Origin of the sequence: Brevibacillus panacihumi (assembly GCF_003710985.1) — a bacterium.
GTDB classification, from domain to species: Bacteria; Bacillota; Bacilli; order Brevibacillales; family Brevibacillaceae; genus Brevibacillus; species Brevibacillus panacihumi.
Genome location: NZ_RHHT01000045.1, coordinates 24622 through 46869 on the forward strand (window position 1 = coordinate 24622; position 22248 = coordinate 46869).

General features: G+C 52.2%; 17 protein-coding genes. 7 read left to right on the plus strand and 10 right to left on the minus strand.

Annotated elements, in window-relative coordinates:
* Window positions 1-98: 98 nt before the first annotated feature.
* From EDM58_RS18345 to refZ, 3 genes are read right to left on the minus strand one after another with little or no spacing between them, the layout of a single operon-like run.
* Entirely contained in the window at window positions 99-305 is a 207-nt protein-coding gene (locus EDM58_RS18345; protein WP_122914607.1) for a hypothetical protein, read from the minus strand.
* On the minus strand, window positions 302-2833 hold the full coding sequence (locus tag EDM58_RS18350; protein ID WP_122914608.1) for a septation ring formation regulator EzrA: 2532 nt from the start codon (window positions 2831-2833) through the stop codon (window positions 302-304). The genes EDM58_RS18345 and EDM58_RS18350 overlap by 4 nt, the downstream gene beginning before the upstream one ends.
* Before the next feature lie 23 nt (window positions 2834-2856).
* The gene (refZ, locus tag EDM58_RS18355) at window positions 2857-3486 is read right to left on the minus strand and encodes a forespore capture DNA-binding protein RefZ (protein WP_122914609.1); all 630 of its coding nucleotides are present in this window, start codon (window positions 3484-3486) and stop codon (window positions 2857-2859) included.
* 260 nt (window positions 3487-3746) lie between these two features.
* Here refZ and EDM58_RS18360 point away from each other — a divergent pair, with 260 nt between their 5' ends.
* Entirely contained in the window at window positions 3747-4580 is an 834-nt protein-coding gene (locus EDM58_RS18360; protein ID WP_122914610.1) for an endonuclease/exonuclease/phosphatase family protein, read from the plus strand.
* 7 nt (window positions 4581-4587) lie between these two features.
* Here the strand turns inward: EDM58_RS18360 and EDM58_RS18365 are convergent, their stop codons facing one another.
* The 4 genes from EDM58_RS18365 to EDM58_RS18380 all read right to left on the minus strand — a co-directional run bounded on the left by EDM58_RS18365 (window position 4588) and on the right by EDM58_RS18380 (window position 9454).
* Window positions 4588-5487 carry a hypothetical protein gene (locus EDM58_RS18365; protein WP_122914611.1) on the minus strand — a complete coding sequence of 300 codons (900 nt, stop codon included), beginning with the start codon at window positions 5485-5487 and terminating at the stop codon, window positions 4588-4590.
* Between the two features lie 61 nt (window positions 5488-5548).
* Window positions 5549-6529, minus strand: coding sequence for an MBL fold metallo-hydrolase (locus EDM58_RS18370; RefSeq protein ID WP_122914612.1), 981 nt, complete (start codon window positions 6527-6529; stop codon window positions 5549-5551).
* A 61-nt stretch (window positions 6530-6590) separates the two neighbouring features.
* Window positions 6591-8834 carry a sensor domain-containing diguanylate cyclase gene (locus EDM58_RS18375; protein WP_122914613.1) on the minus strand — a complete coding sequence of 748 codons (2244 nt, stop codon included), beginning with the start codon at window positions 8832-8834 and terminating at the stop codon, window positions 6591-6593.
* A 38-nt stretch (window positions 8835-8872) separates the two neighbouring features.
* Window positions 8873-9454 (minus strand): histidine phosphatase family protein, encoded by a 582-nt coding sequence (locus tag EDM58_RS18380; protein ID WP_122914614.1) that lies wholly within the window; start codon window positions 9452-9454, stop codon window positions 8873-8875.
* 230 nt (window positions 9455-9684) lie between these two features.
* On the opposite strand from EDM58_RS18380, the gene EDM58_RS18385 reads away from it, so the two are divergent.
* Together EDM58_RS18385 and rpsD are read left to right on the plus strand one after the other, a co-directional pair.
* Window positions 9685-11964 carry an S-layer homology domain-containing protein gene (locus EDM58_RS18385; protein ID WP_122914615.1) on the plus strand — a complete coding sequence of 760 codons (2280 nt, stop codon included), beginning with the start codon at window positions 9685-9687 and terminating at the stop codon, window positions 11962-11964.
* 312 nt (window positions 11965-12276) lie between these two features.
* On the plus strand, window positions 12277-12876 hold the full coding sequence (gene rpsD, locus EDM58_RS18390; protein WP_023557736.1) for a 30S ribosomal protein S4: 600 nt from the start codon (window positions 12277-12279) through the stop codon (window positions 12874-12876).
* A gap of 78 nt (window positions 12877-12954) precedes the next feature.
* Here the strand turns inward: rpsD and EDM58_RS18395 are convergent, their stop codons facing one another.
* The 3 genes from EDM58_RS18395 to EDM58_RS18405 form a co-directional block, all read right to left on the minus strand.
* A complete protein-coding gene (locus EDM58_RS18395) occupies window positions 12955-14199 on the minus strand; it encodes a hypothetical protein (RefSeq protein WP_122914616.1) in 1245 nt (414 codons plus the stop codon).
* On the minus strand, window positions 14183-14725 hold the full coding sequence (locus EDM58_RS18400; RefSeq protein WP_122914617.1) for an RNA polymerase sigma factor: 543 nt from the start codon (window positions 14723-14725) through the stop codon (window positions 14183-14185). Before EDM58_RS18400 ends, EDM58_RS18395 begins: the two co-directional genes overlap by 17 nt.
* Before the next feature lie 64 nt (window positions 14726-14789).
* Window positions 14790-16292 carry a YcdB/YcdC domain-containing protein gene (locus EDM58_RS18405; protein ID WP_122914618.1) on the minus strand — a complete coding sequence of 501 codons (1503 nt, stop codon included), beginning with the start codon at window positions 16290-16292 and terminating at the stop codon, window positions 14790-14792.
* A 253-nt stretch (window positions 16293-16545) separates the two neighbouring features.
* Here EDM58_RS18405 and EDM58_RS18410 point away from each other — a divergent pair, with 253 nt between their 5' ends.
* The 4 genes from EDM58_RS18410 to EDM58_RS18425 all read left to right on the plus strand — a co-directional run bounded on the left by EDM58_RS18410 (window position 16546) and on the right by EDM58_RS18425 (window position 22210).
* Window positions 16546-19662: a penicillin-binding protein 1A gene (locus EDM58_RS18410; RefSeq protein ID WP_122914619.1), complete on the plus strand. Its 3117-nt coding sequence runs from the start codon at window positions 16546-16548 to the stop codon at window positions 19660-19662.
* An 81-nt stretch (window positions 19663-19743) separates the two neighbouring features.
* Complete coding sequence (locus tag EDM58_RS18415; RefSeq protein WP_122914620.1) at window positions 19744-20376, plus strand: N-acetyltransferase; 633 nt, start codon at window positions 19744-19746, stop codon at window positions 20374-20376.
* Window positions 20377-20417: 41 nt separating this feature from the next.
* Window positions 20418-21062, plus strand: coding sequence for an acetoin utilization AcuB family protein (locus tag EDM58_RS18420; protein WP_122914621.1), 645 nt, complete (start codon window positions 20418-20420; stop codon window positions 21060-21062).
* The gene (locus EDM58_RS18425; RefSeq protein ID WP_122914622.1) at window positions 21059-22210 is read left to right on the plus strand and encodes an acetoin utilization protein AcuC; all 1152 of its coding nucleotides are present in this window, start codon (window positions 21059-21061) and stop codon (window positions 22208-22210) included. The genes EDM58_RS18420 and EDM58_RS18425 overlap by 4 nt, the downstream gene beginning before the upstream one ends.
* Window positions 22211-22248 lie beyond the last annotated feature (38 nt).

The window sequence follows — 22248 nt, forward strand, 5'->3', positions numbered from 1 at the left end:
GCCAGAACAATGGATAAAAATTGCCGCCTTGTAAGAAAAGGCGGTTTTCATTTTTATGTGAACACAAAAACACCCGTGCAGCGCACGAGTGTCTTGACTCACATCGTATAACGGTACAGATACGCTAGCCCCCCTAGGACAAAAGCTAGCCCGAGCAGGAAAAACGTGTTGGCTCTCTGCTTGATTCGCTGCTCATTGCCGTTAAAATGCTTCTGCATCCTGGACTGCCAGCGTTTCGTACGAGGTTGCACCATGATCAACAGGCCTGCAGCGAGCAGAAAAAGGGGATAGAGAATATGCGTCACCCCTTCTTCTTCCGTCGCAACAGCCAGCCTGTTTCTTCCTCTTGAGGAGAAGCTCCTTCAATCACCAGGCGCGCATCTTCTGCCAGCTGGTAGGCTTCCGCAAAAGCCAACTGGCGAAATGACTGCTCTGCCAGCGTCAGCAACTCATTCACCTGGCGATTTTGCCGGCGGTAGCGATTGGTGTACTGAATGGCTCCCTCCGCCAATTGGCACGTGGAAATGACTCGCTCGGTCACTCGCTCCGTCTCGTCCAATTGATCGCTTGCATCCTGCAGCAGAATCGCCACTTCTTCCAGATCGTAGCGATGTTGCTCCATGATGGCCTTGATCCGCGCCAGGGTTTGCACAACTTCCTCAAACATGAACTTCAGATGATCCGGAATTCCTGGCAGATAGCTGCGCTTGATCTGCTGACGCAAGCGAATCAAGGAGTTGGAGATTCGCTCCATCTCATCGAGAGCGTCGTCTTCGGTCTCGATGTAGAGGGTATTCGCTTCTTCCACAACCTCTTCTGCCACCGGAACTTCCGGGCGTCTCGGCATAACCAGCTCGTACTCATCCTCATCCTCGCTGCGATCTTCAGGCACGCCTTGCTCCGCTTGGACGCGGACATCCTGATCCACTCGTACGAAGGCATCGTCTTTCAGCAAGCCTTCCCGCTCCGCTTGACTGAGCGCTTCCTGCTCTTGGAGACGGCGTGCTTCTTCCGCCCTTGCTTGCTCTCGCAGACGCGCCAATTCTTCTACTTCCGCCTGTTCGCGCAGGCGCGCCGCTTCTTCCGCTTTCGCCAGTTCGCGCAGGCGTGCTGCTTCTTCCGCTTCCGCCAGTTCGCGCAGGCGTGCTGCTTCTTCCGCTTCCGCCTGTTCGCGCAGGCGTGCTGCCTCCTCGGCTGCAACCAATTCTCGCAGACGGGCTGCCTCCTCCGTTTCCACCATCTCGTGCGGGCGTACCGCTGCTTCCGCTGCCGCTACCTCTGGCAGACGGATGGATTCTTCCGCCCTCGTCTGTTCCTTGATGCGTGACGCTTCCTTTGCAGCCACTGCAGCAGCCGCTGCCTGCTGCTTCGCCAGAACAGCTTCTTCCAACCCCTGGTAGGTTGCTTCTATCAGCACTTCAAAAGCCTTTACATGCGTTTTGACGATTTCGAGGTTGCCTTCCTCAAGTCCGTTGCCAGCAGCGGTCATCAACTGCTTGGCTTGCAGCATGGCGTTGTCCAGACCATCAAGGCTGATATCAAAGCCGTCGCGTCTGGCCTGTTCAATTCCTTCCTCCAGCTGCTTGAACTCTCTTGGCATCTCCTTTTTCACACGGTCCATCATGCCTGGAACCTGGTCCAGCGCTTGGACGATGCCTTCCAGCATTTTCTGCGCCTTCAGCGTCGTCTCGTAGGCGTGCACGTCATCGCCAGCCGCTCGCGACTTTTTGACGAGCGAGCGCATGTTTTCCACCTCGTCCAAGGTGGACTTCAACTCGTGAAAAGAAAGACCGTAGTCTAGACGCATATCGGACAAGCGGCGCTCCACCTGTTCAACCAATTTGCCGATCTCCGGTATGGCAGCCTTGTTCTCTTGTTTGGTCACGGCGACCTTGGTGGTATCTTCCTTGAGCTCCGCCAGCTCCTGCTCGATCTGCGTCAGAGCTTCGCGCGCGTCCTCCAGCATCCCGATTGCGAGTGTAAAACGGAAGCGGTCGCAAGCCTCCTCCGCATCCAGAATCATCATTTCCACGTCCGGAATCTTGATGCGCAAGAGGTTCTCCTTTTTATCCGCGATATGATGATAACGCACCTCCGTCATCCCGCTTGAGCGGCGAAGCGGTTTTTCCACCTCGATGACATGGATTTTCTCGACGAGCTCATCCTTCCAATCCTCGACGTCATCTACCTGGGAGAAAATGGAACGACGGCGAATCATCGCATAGACGAGCGCAATGGACAAAATGGCGAAAACAGCGCCAATTCCGTAAATCCACCAGGGGATCTCGCCAAGAAGCGATTTTGATTTCACTTCTTCCGTCTGCGCAACTGTATCTGCCTGCTCTGTCTGGACTGGTTTGTTCTGTACCCGCTCCAGCTCTCTATGTACCTCCTGGAGGAATGTTTGAATGCCGTTCAGATATTGTTTTTGATTGCGGAAGGGCACGTAGTACGAGGCAATTTTGTCGTGAAGCATCTCCAGTGTGGCGCCTTTTTCCTGAAATACGGTGCCAGCGTAGACGCCGAGCTCTTCCGTATTGTAATCGAGTACGACCATGATCGCCTCGTCAGGCAGGTTGAAATTGTCGTATAGCTTCTGTGCGTACTCATCGGGAGTGGCTGCTTCCGGCGAGGTGCTTTCCACCACGACAACCTTGTACTCCCCCGGCAGATCTTTGATCGTTTCTACAAATTGGGTCGCATTCTCAGCTTTGAGGTAATTGTCCTGATCCTGTACGACCTTGTCTGTCTTGTCTGGAAAAGGTGTGGCAAAAGCCGGATTTGTGTATAGGAGCATGCCTGCCAAACAGAGCATGAATAGTTTTCGTTTCATTCGGATACAACCCCTTAGTGTATTCATTCATGGAAGAGGGTACTACTCCCCGAGTCAGGAATCAAACTGACGCGCAAAAAATCAAGAACCGATGTATACAGCCAATTGACGAATTCTTCTGAGGCTGGTTCCAATTCATAGACTTGTCGAACCATTTGCGGATGCAGGAGCGGATAGACGATATGACTCGTCACGCCCAAAACAACGCGATCGACCGAGCAGGTCTGGAATTCTCCTGTACCGATTCCATACTCCAGCACGGATGCCAGTCCATGCTTGTAACGGCTCATGTACAAGGTCATCACTTCTCGGGCCAGCATGGACTCCACACTTAATTCACGCTGAATCAACCGGGTAATGGCAGCGTGTTCACAATGAAACTGTACATAGAGACGAACGATCTGAGCCAGTTTTTTCCAGGCTGCAGCGCCGGCTAGAGCCGCTTCCTTCTCTCCTACCAATCGGAACAAGGTCTCAAAATAGGAAGCCATCAAGGTCTCCAGCACGCCTTGCTTACCTTGAAAATGATAGGAAATGAGGGCGACGTTCACGTCAGCCTCTTCAGCAATTTTACGAACCGATGTGCCGTGGTATCCGTATATGTCAAACAGCTTGGCAGCTGCGGACAAAATGCGCATTTTCGTTTGTTCCATTGCCGATCGTCCTTCCTGCTTGGCATCTGATGTTTAAGGAAATGCAAGCATGTCAGGTATCGTACCTATTGTACAGACTGTTCGACGAAAAAAGATAGTCCCGTTCTATGTTCGACAAAGTTTTCCAGTATTCCTCCTACTACTTTCCTTGCTATGATAAAATCAGAATAGAAAAATAAGTTCTTTTGCCTTCCTGTTTAACAGAATATTTCTACTGCTTGCATGCACAACGGGGGGTGGACATCATACGACCAAAATGGATGCGACGTATTACGCTATTTCTCACTCTATTTCTCTTTTCTCCGACAGCCCCCATCATTTACAATGTCCATTCGGTACCGGCCGCTCCGCTGGGTAAAGACGAACGACCCCTGAAAATCGTTACCTATAATATTCGCGGCTGCCGGGATGATGAAGGGATTGCCGACCCTTTGCATATTGCAGAAACTCTCCAGACCCTGAATGCTGACGTGATTGCCTTGCAGGAAGTCGATTACCGGCTGCCGCGCTCCCAATTTGTTGATCAGATTGCAGAAATCGCGGATAGCCTGCAGATGAACTACGTCTATGCACCTTCGTTGTCTCTTGTGGTCGGTACGTACGGCAATGCCCTCTTGAGCAAGCTTCCGATCCTGCATGCCGAAACGATCGCACTGCCCGCTTCCTGGGAACCTCGTTCTCTGCTGGACGTGACATTGGACTGGAATGATAAACCCCTGCATGTATACGTAACCCATCTCGGCGTTAAAGAGTCAGAACATAGAGAACAGATAGAATCGTTGCTCGCCTCTTTGCAAGAAAACACGCACCAATCCGGCGTTCTACTGGGAGACTTCAACATGCAGCCCGATCATCCGCTGCTCGATTCCCTCCGCAGCTTGTATCAAGACCCGGTATACGATCAACAGCTCGAATTTGTGACGTTAAAAGGCAAGCATCGGGGCAGGCAGATCGACCGGATTTTTCTTTCTCCGGATCTTGCTTTTCTCGATGCAGCAGCCCCCTCGATCGGCCAATCAGACCATTTCCCTGTCTGGATGCGCATACAAAAAAACGCTCCGCACCCCGAGGTTTCGGCGGAAGCGGAGCGTTGATGACAAGCTATTTCTGCCTGCCCGATCGAAGGGAAGGAGATTGATCCTTGTTTTTTACCCGTCCGTAATTTTGCAGGTACGTCTCTACCTGTGTATGCTCCTGCACACGCTGATTGTTGTAATCGTACTGGGATCGGATGCTCATCAGCATGCTGGTAGGCAGCTTGGTAGACTTCTGATACATAATCGTGTACTCCGCTTCCAGGTCCATCTGATTGATCATTTCTTGAATGTTGGCGTTTCCTGTGGACTGGATTCGCGGTCCTTGGGGAGGTTCCTGCCAATCTCCCTTGGACAGGGACATCGCCAGCTTCTGACTCGGCTTGTGAAGCTTCTCGCCGGGGATCACCGACTGAATATGGGAGCCAGTCTGCGCTTGCAATTGAGCGCCCAACCAGCTTTTCAATTTGGCAGAGTCCAGCACGACCCGGATCCCCGCCTGATCAGTCTTTAGATTTTTCGTGATCGGAGTCACGCTTCTCTTCATTTCATCCATCTGCGCGAAGGCCGATGCGGGATCCCAGTTCTCCATCTCTTGTCGCAAAGCCGCTTCCGAGGCAGAACTCAGCCTCCAGTCTTGATCGCGATCCGTTTTGGCATACAGTTTTTTCCCCTGGTCCAAAAGGGAAAGCGAATCGACGCGATTTTCCTCAGGGACAGATCGCTTCACATTCATGTAGACGCTGTCTCCGTCTTTTCGTCCGGAAAAATTGACGATGTTGGAATTGGAGCTGTTATCCGTCAATAGCTTCGTACGGCCATAGAACTCGTACGCCCTTTGTTTGGCGAATTGATCGCGAACCTGTTCAAAATCAGAGCCAGCATTCTGCTGCACGCCCATCTGATTGCAGCCGCCCAGCATCGCCGTCATCACCGTCAGCAGACAGATGATCCAACCCTTTCGCATTTTCGTCCTCCTTCACAGCTAGTCTCCATTAGCGTTTCCGGGGAGGAAAGGGCTTATTCTTCTACAAGTGGTAGTACAGCACTCCGTCTCTTTCTTTCACATCTACCTGATGCAAGATCATCAGCAGGTCGATATGCCCGATCGTTTCCGACAGGGTGAGGGGCATTTCTTTTTCGTACAGAGTCGGGAAGAGCAATGCGGCCAGCTCATATGCCGTTTTTTCACCGGAGACCAGAAGTTGGCGCAGCGCGTTGGTACGATCCCAGTTTTTTTGCAGACGCGTGGAGATGAGCTCGCGATGGTTTGCAACCGGTTCGCCGTGGCCGGCAAATACCTGCTCGATCTCCATGTCAGCGCACATCTGCAAGGCAGTGCGGTACTGGACAAGCGTCAGCGGCCGACTGCGGGAACCATCTCGCGGCGGCTCGATAAAAGCATTGGAAGAAATATGTTTGATGATGTGATCGCCGCCGATGAGCAGACGGTCTTTTTCGCGATACAAAGAAAGATGGCTCTGGCTATGCCCCGGCGTATACAGCACCTGCCATTCGGGTAAAAGCGGAACAGTCTGTTCATGCTTGAGCAGACCATCGATTTGACTAGGCTGTGAAAATGTCTGCATCAGCTTTTGAAACTTCTCAATGATGATCATCTTGTCAGCGGGTACCCCGCTTTGGCTGTAAAGATGAGTGAAAAATTCATCGTGGTACTCCATAAAGCTCTCGTCGAGCTGAACATAGGGCCGGGCCAAGGGATGCGCCAGCGTGCGGGCACCCGAAACGCGTCTCACCCGCTCCAGCAATCCGCAGTGATCGACGTGATGGTGTGTCAGAATGATCTGTGTGATCTCCTCCATCCGGATTCCGATCGAAGCAAGCCCCTCTTGAAGCGTCTCCCAGGCTTCCTCTGTCAGCGGTCCCACGTCCACCAACGTCACATGCTCTTCCTTGAGGACGTATACATTGACCGAGCCGACATGAAAAGGTGTCGGAATCTCGATGCAGTATACACCCGGTGCCATTCTTACTCCTCGTGCTGCCATCTGTGTCCCTCCATCAATCCTGACATTTTCTAAAAAAAGAGAAAAGAGCCATTCGCTGGCTCTATGCTAACACGACCTGGTTTCTACCCGAGTTCTTCGCCTCGTAAAGGGCCAAATCCGCTTGATAAAACAAGGCTTCTACGCTCAAATTGGCATCTGTCTCCTTGTTCCACTTGGCGAGGCCGGATGAAATCGTGACCTGTGGCGAGGTCTCCATTTCCACACAGCGGCGGATTCGCTCAGCGACAGCATGCGCCGTCCTCTCGTCCACGCGCGGAAGATAGACCGCCAATTCCTCTCCGCCCCATCTGGCGGCGATATCGGTGTCGCGAATGCTTTGGCGAATCAGATTGGAAACCTGGATCAAGACTTCGTCGCCAACCTGGTGGCCAAACGTATCGTTAACCTGTTTGAAGTAATCAATATCAATCAGGATCAATGAACCATGGCTATCTTGCTCCAGCGAGGTGCGCACCCGCTCGTTCAGGTAGCGGCGCGTATACAGGCTGGTCAGATTGTCCGTGATCACCATCCGTTCCATCTCTGTATGCAGCACGGCATTGGTCATCGCCAAGCTGGCGTGCTGTCCAAAAATCTCGAGCAGCTTATAATCGTCAAAACTGAAAAAATGATAGCGTGAATCCGCAACGAGCAATACCCCGCTGATCTCCCCTTCGACGATCAGGGGTACGCCCATCAAAGAGCAGCTTGGCACGAGCGAGAAGGGAAGCAGTCCCGAGCCCGGCTGAGCCAATAGCAGCGTCTGTTTGTTCTGCAGGATCTGTTGAAAAGGCTTTTCATTGGCTGTTACGATTTTTCCGGCGTATTCCGGGATGGAGGCAGCTAAAACCTCGAAGCTCTCTTCCCCCGGTTCCTTGCGCAGCAGTGCGCAAAATTCTGCATCGAAGGTGGCGCGCATCATCGTCGTCACAAACTCGAGAATTTCCGACAGATTCAAACTCCGATTCAACTGCCTGGCCATCTCGTTGATCAGTCGAAGCTCGCGAATGAGATTGCGCGATTGCTGGTAAAGCTGTGCATTTTCAAAGGCCTTCCCGGCTGTATCCGCCAAGATCGAGATGTAATCCGTCTCGTACGGGCTGGGTGATACCACCTGGTCGGAGGTGATTTGCAACACTCCGTAGATGCCTTGCTTGCCAAGCAACGGAGCTGCGATGACCGTCTTCGCTTGCCCATTCTCTTCGATGTCCTCGACAATGAGTTGTCCCTCCAGATACGCCTTCGTACTGGTGGAGCCCTTCTCTTCTTGCAGGGAAAGCTGTTTGACAGGCGTCGTCGCATCCGGTTCCACCGTGAGAAAAAGATCGACGGAATAATTCGGATATAGGCTGGGAATGCTGGTCACGATTTCATGCAAGACATCGTTGACATCAATGGAGGCCTGGATTTTGGACATGAGCTGATAGAGCAGGTTCTTCTTGCTGGCTTCACGGCGCAACTCCTCGGACATCATGACCCGCCACAAGGCGCTGCTTGCTTTATCCGCCACTTCCTGCAAAAACGCGACGTCCCTTTCGTCGTAGACACAATCGGTCTCATCAGGCGGCAGATGGATAAACAGGGCATACAGCATCGTTTTGTTCCAACTGACCGGCATGACGACCAACCGGTTTTCCTGGAGAACCGCCGGAACGATCGGACTTGTTCCCAATTCCGCTACAATGTGAGCGATCTGGCTTTGTTCCTTTTCTGCTGCTTCTGTCGTCACCATATCGTGCATCAGCAATGTCCCGTTGTCCGAGAGCTTGACTGCAGAACAGTGGCCTTTTTGAATCACTTCCGCAATCTGGCTGGTGAGGCTGCTCAACAGGGATCGCGTCGTATCATGGACGCTCAGCTCCATGATGATTTGGCTCGTCGCATGCTGAATATAGGCATCATACCCCATGCGGATCAACGGTTCTAGCCCGCGCATATAGGAAGCCAGGTCGAAGGAAATCTCCTCTTGGGGTGCTGCGATTCCAATCGTAGCGCGTACAAAACCGTCGCGCTCACGCAATGGAAACACAGCGAGTACGAGAGAGTTTTCAGCGTATGTCTCTACTGCAATCTCACCCGAATGCAACGCCGATTTTACAGGGTCAGACAGCTTTCCTGCAGGAACGGCATGTAGCGAAAGGTCAAGTTCTTGAGGGTTCCAGGGTTGGCCTACCTGCATATCCATGGAGTTGATCACACGGCCTGCGGAATCTGTCAAGAAAAGGATGCCCGGTCGCTTTTCCGGCCATGACTGCAGGATGAAGTGGGCCGCATAGGAAAAGACCGTCTCTAACTTTCCCAACATTTTACTTGACACGAGATACTCCCTCTCTCAACTTTTTCTCAAGCTTCCAAATGATCCGTATTATTCACCTGTAGCACTTCCCAGCGTTGATCGGCAAAGCGAAAAAGATTGATGCCTGTATTCTCTATCTTGGTAATTCCAGTCCCTTGCAATCCTCCCGTTACATAGTGAAGGAAGCTGTTGATCAGCCCGCCATGGGAGACCACCACGATCGTCTGGCCGGGATGTTGGGTTGCAATCTCCGTTAAGGCTGTCACTGCGCGCTGCTGCATGGTTTCAAAAGTCTCGATTCCATGCGTCTCCTCATCCTCCTGGGAGAAGCGGTCGCGAATCTCCTCGTAGGTAAGTCCTTCCAAACGACCGTAGCAGCGTTCCCGCAGCGTGGCATGTGTCGAGATCCCATAGTTGAAATGCTTCGCGATATGCTCGGCTGTCACATGGGCGCGACAAAGATCGCTGGAATATACGGCGTGAAAGATCTCTCGCTTCAATCTCGCTCCTACTAGCTCGGCCTGCCGAAGACCACGCTCATTCAATGCGACATCACTATGGCCTTGGATACGCCGAGAAGAGTTCCAGTCTGTCTCGCCGTGACGTATGAGGTACATGATAGTTTCCAAGTGATACGTTCTCCTTTTTTCACAAGTACATGAAATGAATAGGTTCTCTTATTATATAAGATGCCTGATCTCAATTCTAGATTCATCCCACAACATTTGGGACAATTTTCCCATTTATTTATAAATGCTTCCAAAATAAGCAGATCCCCTGCTGCGAGCTTGAAACGGATGGAACATCACGAGCGTCTCAGGTAATAAGTTTGATTCTAACGTAATCGGAGGTCATGAATATGAAACCCTGGCTGTACCGTTCAAGTGCCATTCTCCTGTCTGGCAGCTTGCTCATCCCTGTTCCGGCTTCACACGCCAAAACAATCCATGCCTCGCAGTCCATCTCCTCGCAAGGCAGTCCGGCTGCTCTGGCTGCCGCAAAGGACGTCAAGCTTTCCAAAGACGCTGCGCTCGCCATCGCCAAACGAATGGTTCCTGGCAATGACATGGAGCTGAAATCCGTGTCTTTTCGCTCAGCGGATACATGGCGATCCTTTCCGGAGTGGTCCTTTAGTTGGGAGAAAAAAGTACCAGATAAAGACGAGGTCCAAGTCTATCTCAGCGTCAGTATCCACGCCAACAGCGGTGAGCTGACTTCGTACTCCCACCACGATCAGAACAGCAGCAAGCTCCCGTATGCCAACCGCGTCTCTTATGAGAATGCGCGCAAAGCAGCAGAGCAATTTCTCAAAAGCAACAACCCGGGCAAAGCGGCCAAAACAACACCGGATACCTACACGACTCCAACTCCCAAGACGCCGCTGCACGCGGATTCGATCTATACCTTCCGCTTCTCGCGAGTGGAAGACGGCATCCGCTTCCCAGACAACAATGTAGAGATCTCTGTCAATGGAGCGGGCAAAATCATCAATTATTCACTGATGTGGAATGAAGAAATTCAATTTGACCGCCCATCCAAGACGATCTCTGCAGAAGATGCCAAGGAGATTATGAGGGAAAAGACACCTCCTACCCTGTCCTACCTCATTCCGTGGGATGCGCAGGGAAATCAGCGCAACAAGCCGGTATTGGCGTACACCAATCCCTTTTCCATCGTAATCGATGCGAAAAACGGGAATGTGCTCGACGGCATGCTCGCCCCACTCGATGGCGTCACGGAGCCGGTTCCCGTCAGCAGCAAGCAACTCCCGGCCAGGCATACCGGCAAAAACCTGACGCAAGAAGAAGCCGTCAAGCTCGCGGCGCAGCTTTTCCCGCTTGCCGGTTTTGAACTTCGCTCGGCCCAGTACAGCGAGTCGGATTATCGCGGCAACCGGCCTGTCTGGGATCTCTCCTATGAGAAAAAGGGCAGCGATGACTACGATTATGCCAACATCGCTATCGATGCCTCTACCGGGGACATCTACAATTTCTCAAAAAGACAGAACAAGCCGTTGGAGAAAGACGCTGCCGCCTCCAAGCGGACTGCCGCCGATTATCGGGAAAAAGCAATGGAAACCATTCGCAAATGGAGCCCGACCCTGGCCCATGAGCTGTATTGGAACGAACATTCCGAATCGAAGGCTAGGCTAGGCTCGACCGAGGAATACCTGTTGACCTTCCAGCGTTACGTCAATGGCGTGAAAGCGGCGACCGGCTCGTCTGCGGTCAGCTTTGATCCAGTGACGGGAGAGATTCTCTACTACAATGCCGATATCGGCAAGGAAGCCTATCCTGCTAAACTACCGGAGCATCTCTCGGCAGAAGAAGCGTCCGAAGCGTGGTGGAAGGAAGCGGAAATCGAGCCTGTCTTCATGCTGGAGCAGCTAACCCCGGAGGACCAGAAAAAGCTCCGGCAGCAGCCTGCCTTCATTCCGAGCCGCTCAGCCAAGCTTGTCTACCGCGCCAATTCCACAGTGTTTGACGAGCCTTATTTCCTCGACGCTGTCTCTGGAGAATGGCGTTCGCAATCGAGCGGAAAACCCGTAGTCCTGCATCGCATCGATCCTGTCGATCTCGCCGGACATCCAGCAGCCAAAGAACTGCTGCTCATGTATGAATACGACGCGCTCTCCCTCGAGGATGGCAAATTGCTGCCAGACAAGACGATTACCAGGGGCGAAATGATCGAAATGCTGATGATCAGCATCAACCGGGGACGGTACTTCCCACTCTATTCCGCGGAGCGAAAAGCCTCATTCAGCGACGTTTCCAGCCAGTCCCGCTATTTCTCAGCCGTAGAAAATGCGGTAGACAGCGGTTTGCTTGACAAACAATCGTCCAAACTGAATCCGGATGAAGCGATTACCCGAGAAGAACTCGCTGATATGATTGTTCGCGCTCTAGGGTATAAAAACCTTGCGCAATACTCCAATATGTTCCAAAGCGATCTGACGGATATTGCCAGCTCGCCAAAACGCGGCTCGATCATTATTGCGACAACGCTGGGGATCATCCCGACTGACAAGCAAACCTTCCGTCCACAGGCGACGGTCAGCCGTGCGGATGCTGCGATCACCTTCTCTCGTTTTCTGGAGAAACGGAGTGAACAGGATACGCAGCCAAGCATTGCCCGCTGACCTGAATAATAAGGAAAAGATGAGCAAAAACGCCGTCCCTGCGCACTTGCCGGACGGCGTTCCCATTTGAATCCCCTCTTGACTTTCTGCAGTTTTGCCTAGTATTATTGATTGTATGTGTACAGGGTAGCATTGATTGCAGGTAAAAACGAAAGGCTAACCCTCTTAGTTCCTTCCCTTTCAGGCAGCGGCTGAACTATCTGTGAGGAGCACGATGCGGAAACGCTACCGTCCGAAGTTCGTGTAGATAAAGAAGGAACTAACCTGTCGGAAGTAAACACCTGCGAATCCACATTAAAGGAGACTGAAAACATGTCACGTTACACAGGCCCACGCCACAAACTTGCTCGTCGTCTGGGAATCTCCCTCGATGGTACTGGCAAGGACATCAAACGCAACTTCCCTCCTGGTCAACACGGTCATAACAACCGTCGTAAAATCAGCGAGTATGGCATCCAGTTGCAAGAAAAGCAAAAACTGCGCCATATGTTTGGCCTGAATGAAAAACAATTCCGTCGCACTTTCGACCAAGCTAACAAAATGGCTGGCGTAGTGGGCGAAAACTTCATGAAATTGCTGGAATCCCGTCTGGACAACCTGGTATACCGCATGGGCTTTGCACCGACTCGTCCTGCTGCCCGCCAATTGGTAAACCATGGTCACTTCCTGGTAAACGGCAAAAAAGTGAACATCCCATCCTACCGTGTACAACCTGGTGATGTGATTTCCGTTCGCGAAAAATCCCGTGGTCTGCAATTGATCAAGGATTCCCTGGAAAGCCGCAACTTCCTGCCTAACTACGTTACTTTTAACGATGCAGCATTGGAAGGAACTTATACTCGTCTTCCAGATCGCGAAGAAATGCCTGCTGAAATCAACGAAGTTCTGATCGTTGAGTTCTACAGCCGTTAATCGTTTGATCGCAAAAGAGCAGTGCCGACTATCGGCCTGCTCTTTTTTTGCGTAAAAAATATCCGTGAATGCTGCAACTTATGGACTGATATCGACAAACCTGCCCGTAATCGCGTCGAAATACCTGCCACCCGCGTTCTTTTGTGCCCGATTATAAACGAGGACTGGCTGATCCAACTGAGTGGACCAGACATAGGCCAGCTGGAGTGGCGAATCCTCCAGGAACTTTTCGGCAGCCAAGGCGGGAGCCACGGCCTCGCTGACGTCAGGTACCCCATCCAGGTCTGGAGAGGTTGGTGCCTGCATATCGATGTATGTTCCTTTGTCAGCACCGCCCTCCCCCTGATCTGAGGTGTTGCGAATCGGGTTTACAACGTCTCCAGTTTTCGCATCCATCGCAAATGTGCCTGGTATCACGTATTGCAGGGTAGGCTTGGCCTCCAGCGCTTTTCCGAAATAATCGCGCTTCGTCACCTGGTTTGGCACGTACACCAGCCTTAGCTGCCGAGCAAAAACCTGTTTGGCTTGTTCCATTGATAGAATGCCTTGCACGTCAGGGAACACAGCCGTGTCCGCCTTGTTCTCAAGGTCTGCTTTTATTTGAATGCCTGTCACTCCTTGTTTTACCGAAACGCCGACTTGGTAGGATTCATCCAGATACGGAATGCCGTTGACGATACGGGTAAAGACGATGCTTGCTGTCTGGCTATGATGTGTCGACAAAATTTCATTGATCTTGTACTTATGCATCTCGTCCTTCCCTACCAATTGTTCGAATCGTGCAGTCGCCAGCTTTTCAAGGGCAGCGCGGTCAGAATTACCTTTCTTCGTTTGATCGGGATGCTTGGCCTGTACGGCCTGCTCGGCCTGTACGGTCTGCACCGCCTGTACTGCTTCTTCTGCTACCGGGGCGACCCCTCCCGCTGGCTTGCGAATAACTGGTGCTTTCACAGGTGCTTGCCGCTGAACCGTCTCAGCCTGTCTCGGAACCGTTTGCTGTATTTCTTCTGCGCTATCCTCCCTTTTGGGTATCGCAGATGGGGAAGTAAGCTCATTGGGACTCGCAGCCGAAGACGGATTCTCCTGGTACGGTTTCAGTTCGCTGCCGCTGCCTTCAATCCGCAACAAACCCACGGTTAGCAAAATGATCACTGCCGCACTCGCAATCTGAATGCTCCACCTGCCCCGCCCTCTTTGTATCATGAGTCTTTTGCCTTTGGCGACCAGCCTCTCTTCCAGATTGTCGACAAATGAAGAGGAAGGCTCCCGCTTTTCCAGACGCTTCAATTGCTTCAACAACTCTTCTTCACTCAACCAGCTCATGCAGCCACCTCCCATTCCCAACAGGACTTAGCGTTTGTTGAAGTTGCTTGATTGCGCGGTGATAGTCCACTTTGATTTTCGCCTCCGAGCATTCCAGGATCTCGGCCGCTTCTTTCACAGAGTAGCCTTTGATGCAACGCAAGATGACAACCATGCGATATTGCGGTTTCAGCGTCCCCAACGCCTTTTCGATCAATTTCTCCTCTTCTTGCTGATCAAGCGCCCCCTCCGGTGAGCCATCAGTGGCGGGAAGGCGGCGGAGCCATTTCTCCATAAACAAATACTGTATCTTCCTTTTCCGGTAGTGATCGATAGCGGTATACTTCGCAATGGTCATGATCCATGTTTTTCTATTGGCTTTTTCCGCATCATAGTGGGACAGACTGCCGAGGATGCGAATAAACGCCTCCTGCGTCAAATCCTCTGCTTCATTCACATCGCCTGTAAAATAAAGGAGAAAATGATAGACATCTTTATAGTATGTGCGGTATATGCCTCTAATCAGTTGTTCCTGATCATCCTGCAAAAGTGACTGACCTCCCTTTTGGCCCATTGAAAGGAGGGGAAGTTTCGCCTTCCCCTCGAAATTGCTAATCTACCGTGTGAATAACGCTTTTTCCGGTCAGGGCATCGATATAGCTGAACCCGGTTGTTTTTGCTTTGAAATCATAGACCAGGGAGGGTAAATCGCCGATCCCATCGTTGTCAAAAGCACTGTAGATCAGCGTTGCCTGGTGTGCGGCGCGGAACTCTTGCTTGGCCGTCTCCAGGTCCACAGCTTGATCCTTATCAGGCAAATCTACATGCTTGCGGTCAAAACTTCCGGTCAGATCAATCACCGCTCCGCTCGCCAGATCAATCACGACTTCATATGAATGATCTTCTACCGGAATGCCGTCGTGTGACCTATGGAAGAAAAACGAATACCTATCCGTCCCCGAAACAGCGTACATTTCACGCATTTGCAGGGATGTCACACTTTTGTCCAGATAGGGTACAAGCGTATCGAGCGCCTTTCTTTGCGCCTGTTCTTTCGTAAGGCGACCTTTCCCCTCTGTCTTTACACCTCTGTTGCCAACACTGACGAGTCCGCCTGTCTTCTCGTCTGCCGCTACAAAAAGCCGTTCTCCCTCTTTGCCTATCCATTCATACGTACTGCCCTGAAGCTGACGGAACTGCAGACCCTCCGTCCCAATCTGCAATACCTCCTTGAGAACCTGTTGTGCGTCCTGCTCCGATCTGATGCTCCATTTTTTCCCGAGAGGCTGGACTGAGAAGGGTTGTCCGTATCGGTTGCTGGATGTTTTGAAAGAATGTTCCACAGCTCCTGTTTCAGCGTTCATCTCTCCATCCAGCTCCGGTACATATTTCAGTACCGGCGCATTCGTCCAACCATTTTTTTCTTCATAGACGAGGCGCAACGTCTCCGCCATCGCAGATAGAGCTTCTTCCTGACTGATCACATGATCGGGTTTGGGGAACTTTTTCAGGTCTTGAAACTGCTGACCGGCCAAATTTCTGGAAAAGGAGGTGATGTCGCCATGGACGTTCACCCCCACTCGAATGCTTCCCGCATTGAACAAGATTCCGTCCACAAACAGATCAAAAACAATACTTCCTGACTTGCCGATGTCATGCTCTCTCGGTGTGTATTTTTTGGACTCGTCCCCCAGCAGCGCTTTCAGGAATGCTGTTGCCTTCTCTTTGGCAAGCTCTTTATCAGCACTGTCCGTTTTGTCCACACCTTCCTGTATGGAAAAAAGGACGATTTCTTTTGTTTTCGGATCGATCTGAATAGACGACGCATAGGGGTATTTCTCCGAATCTGACTTTCTCAGATGAATATCGATCACCTGCTCTTCGCCATCATCTTCATCGATGCTCACGCTTTGGATGGAGAAGTCCTTGAGCTTGGGCACTGCCGGCAATAACTGCGCCAATGCGTCCTTACCCAACTCCTGCAGCTCGGATTTGTTCCATTGATCCGGGCTTTTGGCATAAGCGTTGGGTGGTGGAAGAATTCCCAGAGCGGGTTGCGCAGACAACAGACCCGCTGCCAGTATGGTTGCCCACATTTTTCTAGTCTTGGTCATTTTACGTGCCTCCTGGTATTGTCAAAAAATGTACTCAACCAATATTCGTCATTTTAGCAGGAAAGGTTACAATTTCCCCAAAAAAACGAAAAAATGCTAAAGATCGCTGCTGGAAACCGATCCATACGCGGAGACATTCGCCTGGCGAATTTGGCAGCCACCCCTGATCAATGGCGAGGTTGACGTCGCAATTCCTATCCTCCAGGTTCCACCTATGGTATAATCAGGCTGTATGCTAGGGGGTAGTAGATCAATGTCGAATAACCAAAATTCTTCCTCTGAACCCAAGAAGAAAAAACGCCGACGAGGACGCCGGCGACTAGTCTGGGGCATCGTCCAAATCGTCTTTTTGCTCGGACTGATGGGAGCAGCACTCGCCGGGGGAATCTTGACAGGATATGTCGCAGCACTCGTCAAAGACGAGCCAGTCCGAACCAAGGAGGAATTGGAGCAGAAAATCTTTACCAACTATCTGACCGGCTTCGCCTATTACAACGACGGCTCTCTGATTGGTCAGCTTCGTGCAGAAGAGGGCGACCGACGCTTGGTAAAAAAAGCAGACGTTTCTCCCTATTTGATCAATGCTATTATCGCCACGGAGGATAAAGGCTTCTATCACCACAATGGTATTGCCGTTCAATCTACGTTGCGGGCTACCTACCAGGAGCTTACCCATCAGCCAGTCGTGACAGGCGGGAGCACCATTACCCAGCAGCTTGTCAAAAATACGATTCTCACGCATGAAGTCAGTCACGCTCGCAAGGCAAGGGAGATATTTAATGCGTTGCGGATCGAGCAGATGTTTTCCAAGGATGAGATCCTGGAAGCTTACATGAACGAGATTTACTTGGGCAAAAACGCCAATGGCTCCAATATCTATGGTGTCCAGGCTGCTGCCAAGGGTGTTTTTGGAAAAGACGTAAAAGAATTAGGTCTCAGTGAAGCCTCCTACATGGCAGGCATGATTCAAAATCCCGGAGCATACTCTCCTTTTGGCAATGAGAGCTATGAACGCGGGAAGGAACGGCAAAAAATGGTGCTCGATCGGATGCTCGAAAATGGCTACATAACACAAGATCAATACGACAACGCACTTGCCGCCGATCTGAAGGCCAATCTCGCCAAACCGACACAGCAAGCCTACCGGGAAGTTCCCTTCCTGATGATGGAAATCGAGGAACGGGCCGCACGTCAGCTGGTAGACGCTGAGCTCAAGGAAAAGGGACGGGACAAGTCTTCCATCAACCGCAATGAATACCGGCTTTTAATCGAAGAAAAACGCCGGGACATTCTGCGCAACGGGTACAAGGTATACACCACGTTTGACAAAAATGTACATCAGATCATGCAGGCTGTCGCAGCCGACGCCAGCAACTTCGGGAAAAACCGCAGCTATACGATCCGCCGTTCCAATGGAAAGACGGAAAATATCGAAAACGCACTGGAAGAAGTCGGCGCGATGATGATTCACAATCGCACCGGAGCCATTCTTGGCATGATTGGCGGACGCGACTTTAACGTGGAACAAACCAACCACGCTACTGCACCACGCCAGCCAGGGTCGGCGATGAAGCCGCTCGCGGCTTATGCCCCGGCTTTTGAACTGGGCATTCTCCAGCCCGCCTCCCCGATCGACGACGCACCCGTGCTGTTGAAGGATGGACAGAAGGGCTACCACTTGCCGAAAAACTGGAACAACAAGTGGCAGGGAATGATGAGCGCTCGGGAAGCCTTGCGGAATTCCTGGAACATCCCGGCGATCAAGGCTTATCAAAAAGTGGGCATTCCTACGGCTCTCGAGTACGTGAAGAAAATGGGCATCACCACGCTGGTTGACGCGGACAATTACGCGCAGACCGGGGTAATCGGCGGACTCACGTACGGAACCACTGTCGAGGAAATGACCAATGCATACGCTACGTTTGCCAACAACGGCTCCTTTATCGACGCATATCTGATCGAGCGCATCGAGGACAGCCAGGGCAAGGTGATTTACCGCCATCAGGCTCAGCCCGTACAGGTGTACAGCGAACAGACAGCCTATTTGATCACGGATATGATGCGCTCCGTAGTCAATGCCGGAACCGGTACGCATGTCCGCAAATTTGTTCCGCGCAAGGTCGACATCGCTGGGAAGACGGGTACAACCAACAGCAGCAACGACCTGTGGTTCGTCGGCTACACGCCGGAGGTCTCGATGGGCGTCTGGGTCGGCTTCGATGAGCCTTATCCGATGCCTGACGCCGACAAGTATGTTCCGATGATCGTCTGGGGAAAAGTCATGAAAGAGGTCATCGAAGCACATCCCGAGATTTCTCCGCCAGATGCCACCTTTAAAAAGCCGGAGGGAATCGTCAGTGCTACCGTCGACTCGAAGTCAGGCAAACTGCCAAGCGAGCTGTCGAAGGAAGCCGGTCATCTGATCACGGATCTTTTCAACCGCCGCTTCGTACCGAAAGAAGTGGACGACTCCCATCAAAAGGCTCGGGTTATCACCTATAATGGTGAGCGTTACCTGGCGAAGGAAAGCACACCTGCCGACTTTGTAACAGAAGGAATCTTTTTTCGGTCGCCTGATCCCTTGCCGACCAAGGAGCAGATTCAAGCAGCCAATTCCAAGGTCGCCATCCGCCCTCCCGATTGGGAGCAAAGGCTGCCCGATGCAGAAGACCCGCGGACAGAAGTGCCTGGTGCGCCGGGCTCGCCATCGGGACTTGCAGCGACTCGCAACGGAGCTCAGGCAGTCCTGACCTGGAATTCCAACAAAGAAGCAGATCTGGTCGGATACCGCATCTACCGTGCAGATCCGGCAAGTGGCTTCACGCATCTTGCCACGGTAAAAGATCCTGCCGTACTGACGTTTACAGATGAAAAAGCGCCCGGCGATTCGGCGTACTATGTCACATCCGTCGATTTGACAGGCCTGGAGTCAGAGCCATCTGCCATCGCAGCAGTCGGTTCCTCGTCCCACACCTGGCAATTGCCGCCGCAGAATGGTTCGAATGAAACGCCGATGGACGGCTTGGAGCCAGGCGATCTGCCCGATCCTATTCTGGGTCAGCCGGGTCAAGACAACTCATCTGGCACGACGACGCCATCTGCTTCACCGCCTAGCGCCCCCCAAAACCTGACGATCAAAGAGACAGGGAACGGCTGGCAATTGCAGTGGAAGGCTAACAGGGCGGCCGAACAGGTCATCGCCTACAACGTCTACTTCAGTCCAGACCCAAGCAGCGGCTACCTCTTGCTCGGCACCGTGTCCGACACGACCTTTACCCATGCTGCTGGCGTAGACAATCCGAATTACTACATCACAGCCGTAAATAGCTACGGGGAATCCACATTCTCCAATACCGTAACAGGCAGATAAAAGAATACATCACATTCATGAATGAACAGAAGAGATGGTAAACCAGCCATCTCTTTCTTTCTACATATTGGAGGTGAACAGATGGAACACATCAAGCGCTATCACGCTGCAAGGATGCAGGTGAACGGCAGGGATTTGCTCATCGAAGGCCCCATCTCAGGAGCCGATCTCGCAGCACTCTCTTTTGACGAGGGTCTGAAAGCATTCCGGATCCCCGAAATGCAGCATAAAGCCCTGATTGAGATAGCCGATCTCCCGGAAGGACGCATCATCGTGGCGCGAGAAGGAGATCACGTGCTGGGGTATGTGACCTTTCTCTATCCCGATCCGCTGGAGAGGTGGTCCCAAGCCAAGCTGCCGGATCTTTTGGAGCTAGGCGCTATTGAGATCAGCCAATCGGTTCGCGCTGGCGGAGTGGCGAAGAAACTGCTGGAGGTCTCCTTTCTCGACGATGCCATGGAGGATTACATCATCATTACGACCGAATATTACTGGCATTGGGATCTGAAGGGAACCGGACTGGACGTATGGGAGTATCGCAAGGTCATGGAAAAAGTCATGGGAAGCGTGGGGATGATCTGGGTTGCGACGGACGATCCGGAGATATGCAGCCATCCCGCCAACTGCCTGATGGCAAAAATAGGAAAACGTGTTCCTCAAGAAAGTGTCGTCGCCTTTGATAACATGCGTTTTCAGAACCGCTTTTTGTATTGAAAGACAGCCTCAAAGGATCTGAAATAATGGAGGAATGGTTCATGCGCATTGAGGATATCATGCGAAAAAATCTTGTGACTGCCAGCCCTGCCACTACGATCGGGGAAGCGCTGCTTTTGCTTCGACTGAACAGGATTCGTCATCTTCCCGTGCTCGAAAACGAACAGCTTGTGGGGATCGTCTCGGATCGGGACCTAAGGGATGCCCTCCCCTCCCGCCTGATCACGAGAGACGATGATGATACCATTCTGCACAAGCCGATATCGGAAATCATGAAAACCCAAGTGATTACGGTCCATCCTCTCGAGTTCATCGAGGATGCTGCTGTACAAATCTACGAAAACAAGATCGGCTCGCTTCCTGTCGTGGAGGGTACGAAGCTTGTGGGGATGATTACAGAATCCGATTTGTTCAATAGTCTTATCGAGCTGTTCGGGGTCAACAAGCCCAGCTCGCATATTGAGGTCGAGGTAGACGACCGTGCCGGCATGCTCGCAGAGGTGAGCCAGGTCTTCCGCGAAGCGCAGGTGAATGTATGCAGCGTCGTCGTCTACCCGGGGAAAAAAAACGGAACGAAAAGCCTTGTCTTCCGCGTACAGACGATGGACCCGCGCAGTCTCATTCACCTGCTCCATGAACGCGGCTTTACCGTCATCGGGCCGGCGAATGGGGGGGTTGGCTCGTGAGTCGCCAATCACGGCTGATCTACTCCCCCGTTTATACGAACTATTATTTTCATGACGATCATCCCTTCAACCAACGCAGGCTGCTGCTCACACATGACCTGATGCAAGCCTACCAGCTTCTACGTGATGAGGATATTCTGGCTCCCCGTCAAGCGACAGATGAAGAACTCGAGCTGGTCCATGACCCCCGCTACATCCAGTTCGTGCGCGAGCAAGGCGAAAGCGACGAGGTGCTTCCCATCGCTGCGGGTTATGGACTGGGGACAGAGGATGTCCCTTGCTTTCGCCACATGCATGAAGCTTCTTCCCTGATCGTGGGCGGAACGCTGCAAGCAGTCGATGTCGTGATGAACGGTCAAGCCGAACATGCCTTCAATCCTGCCGGTGGACTCCATCACGCTTTTCGCGGACGAGCTTCGGGCTTTTGCATTTACAACGATTGCTCTGTCGCCATCGCGTATCTGCGCAAGCACTGGAATGCACGGGTCTTGTACATCGATACGGATGCCCATCACGGGGACGGGGTTCAATGGGCTTTTTACGATGATCCCAATGTATTGACGGTCTCTTTGCATGAAACAGGCAAATATCTGTTTCCGGGGACAGGCAATACGACTGAGCGCGGAGACGGCCATGGCTACGGCTTTTCTGTCAACATCCCGCTCGACGCCTATACGGAGGACGATTCCTTCCTCGAGGTCTATCAGAAGCTGATCCCCAAGCTGGTGCGAGGCTTTCAGCCTGATGTGATCCTCACCCAAAACGGCTGTGATGCCCATGCTTACGATCCGCTGACGCATCTGTCCTGTTCGATGAAAGTCTATCAACAGATTCCGCGTCTGGCTCACGAAATGGCCCACACGTATTGCTCCGGCCGCTGGATCGCGGTCGGCGGAGGAGGCTACGACATCTGGCGTGTCGTCCCGCGTGCGTGGACACTGCTCTGGAGCGAAATGAGCGATCAGCCTCTTGCAGATGATTGCGAGATCCCTAGATCGTGGCAGGAGCATTGGCAGCCGCAAAGTGAGTTGATACTCCCCTCTCGCCTGTTCGACGAGCCATTTCCCGCGATTCCCCGGCGCGCGGAGATCACTGAAAAAAATCGGGTGACGCTGGAGCGGGCGATCCTGCATGCACCCATCGGATGAAAAGAATTCACCCCCTGGAATTCCTTCGTGGTACCTTC

Coding starts and splice junctions, on each gene's coding strand:
- EDM58_RS18350 (WP_122914608.1), bottom strand. CDS start 2,833: ATGAAACGAAAACTATTCATGCTCTGTTTGGCAGGCATGCTCCTATAC.
- refZ (WP_122914609.1), bottom strand. CDS start 3,486: ATGGAACAAACGAAAATGCGCATTTTGTCCGCAGCTGCCAAGCTGTTT.
- EDM58_RS18360 (WP_122914610.1), top strand. CDS start 3,747: ATGCGACGTATTACGCTATTTCTCACTCTATTTCTCTTTTCTCCGACA.
- EDM58_RS18365 (WP_122914611.1), bottom strand. CDS start 5,487: ATGCGAAAGGGTTGGATCATCTGTCTGCTGACGGTGATGACGGCGATG.
- EDM58_RS18370 (WP_122914612.1), bottom strand. CDS start 6,529: ATGGCAGCACGAGGAGTAAGAATGGCACCGGGTGTATACTGCATCGAG.
- EDM58_RS18375 (WP_122914613.1), bottom strand. CDS start 8,834: ATGTTGGGAAAGTTAGAGACGGTCTTTTCCTATGCGGCCCACTTCATC.
- EDM58_RS18385 (WP_122914615.1), top strand. CDS start 9,685: ATGAAACCCTGGCTGTACCGTTCAAGTGCCATTCTCCTGTCTGGCAGC.
- rpsD (WP_023557736.1), top strand. CDS start 12,277: ATGTCACGTTACACAGGCCCACGCCACAAACTTGCTCGTCGTCTGGGA.
- EDM58_RS18395 (WP_122914616.1), bottom strand. CDS start 14,199: ATGAGCTGGTTGAGTGAAGAAGAGTTGTTGAAGCAATTGAAGCGTCTG.
- EDM58_RS18405 (WP_122914618.1), bottom strand. CDS start 16,292: ATGACCAAGACTAGAAAAATGTGGGCAACCATACTGGCAGCGGGTCTG.
- EDM58_RS18410 (WP_122914619.1), top strand. CDS start 16,546: ATGTCGAATAACCAAAATTCTTCCTCTGAACCCAAGAAGAAAAAACGC.
- EDM58_RS18415 (WP_122914620.1), top strand. CDS start 19,744: ATGGAACACATCAAGCGCTATCACGCTGCAAGGATGCAGGTGAACGGC.
- EDM58_RS18420 (WP_122914621.1), top strand. CDS start 20,418: ATGCGCATTGAGGATATCATGCGAAAAAATCTTGTGACTGCCAGCCCT.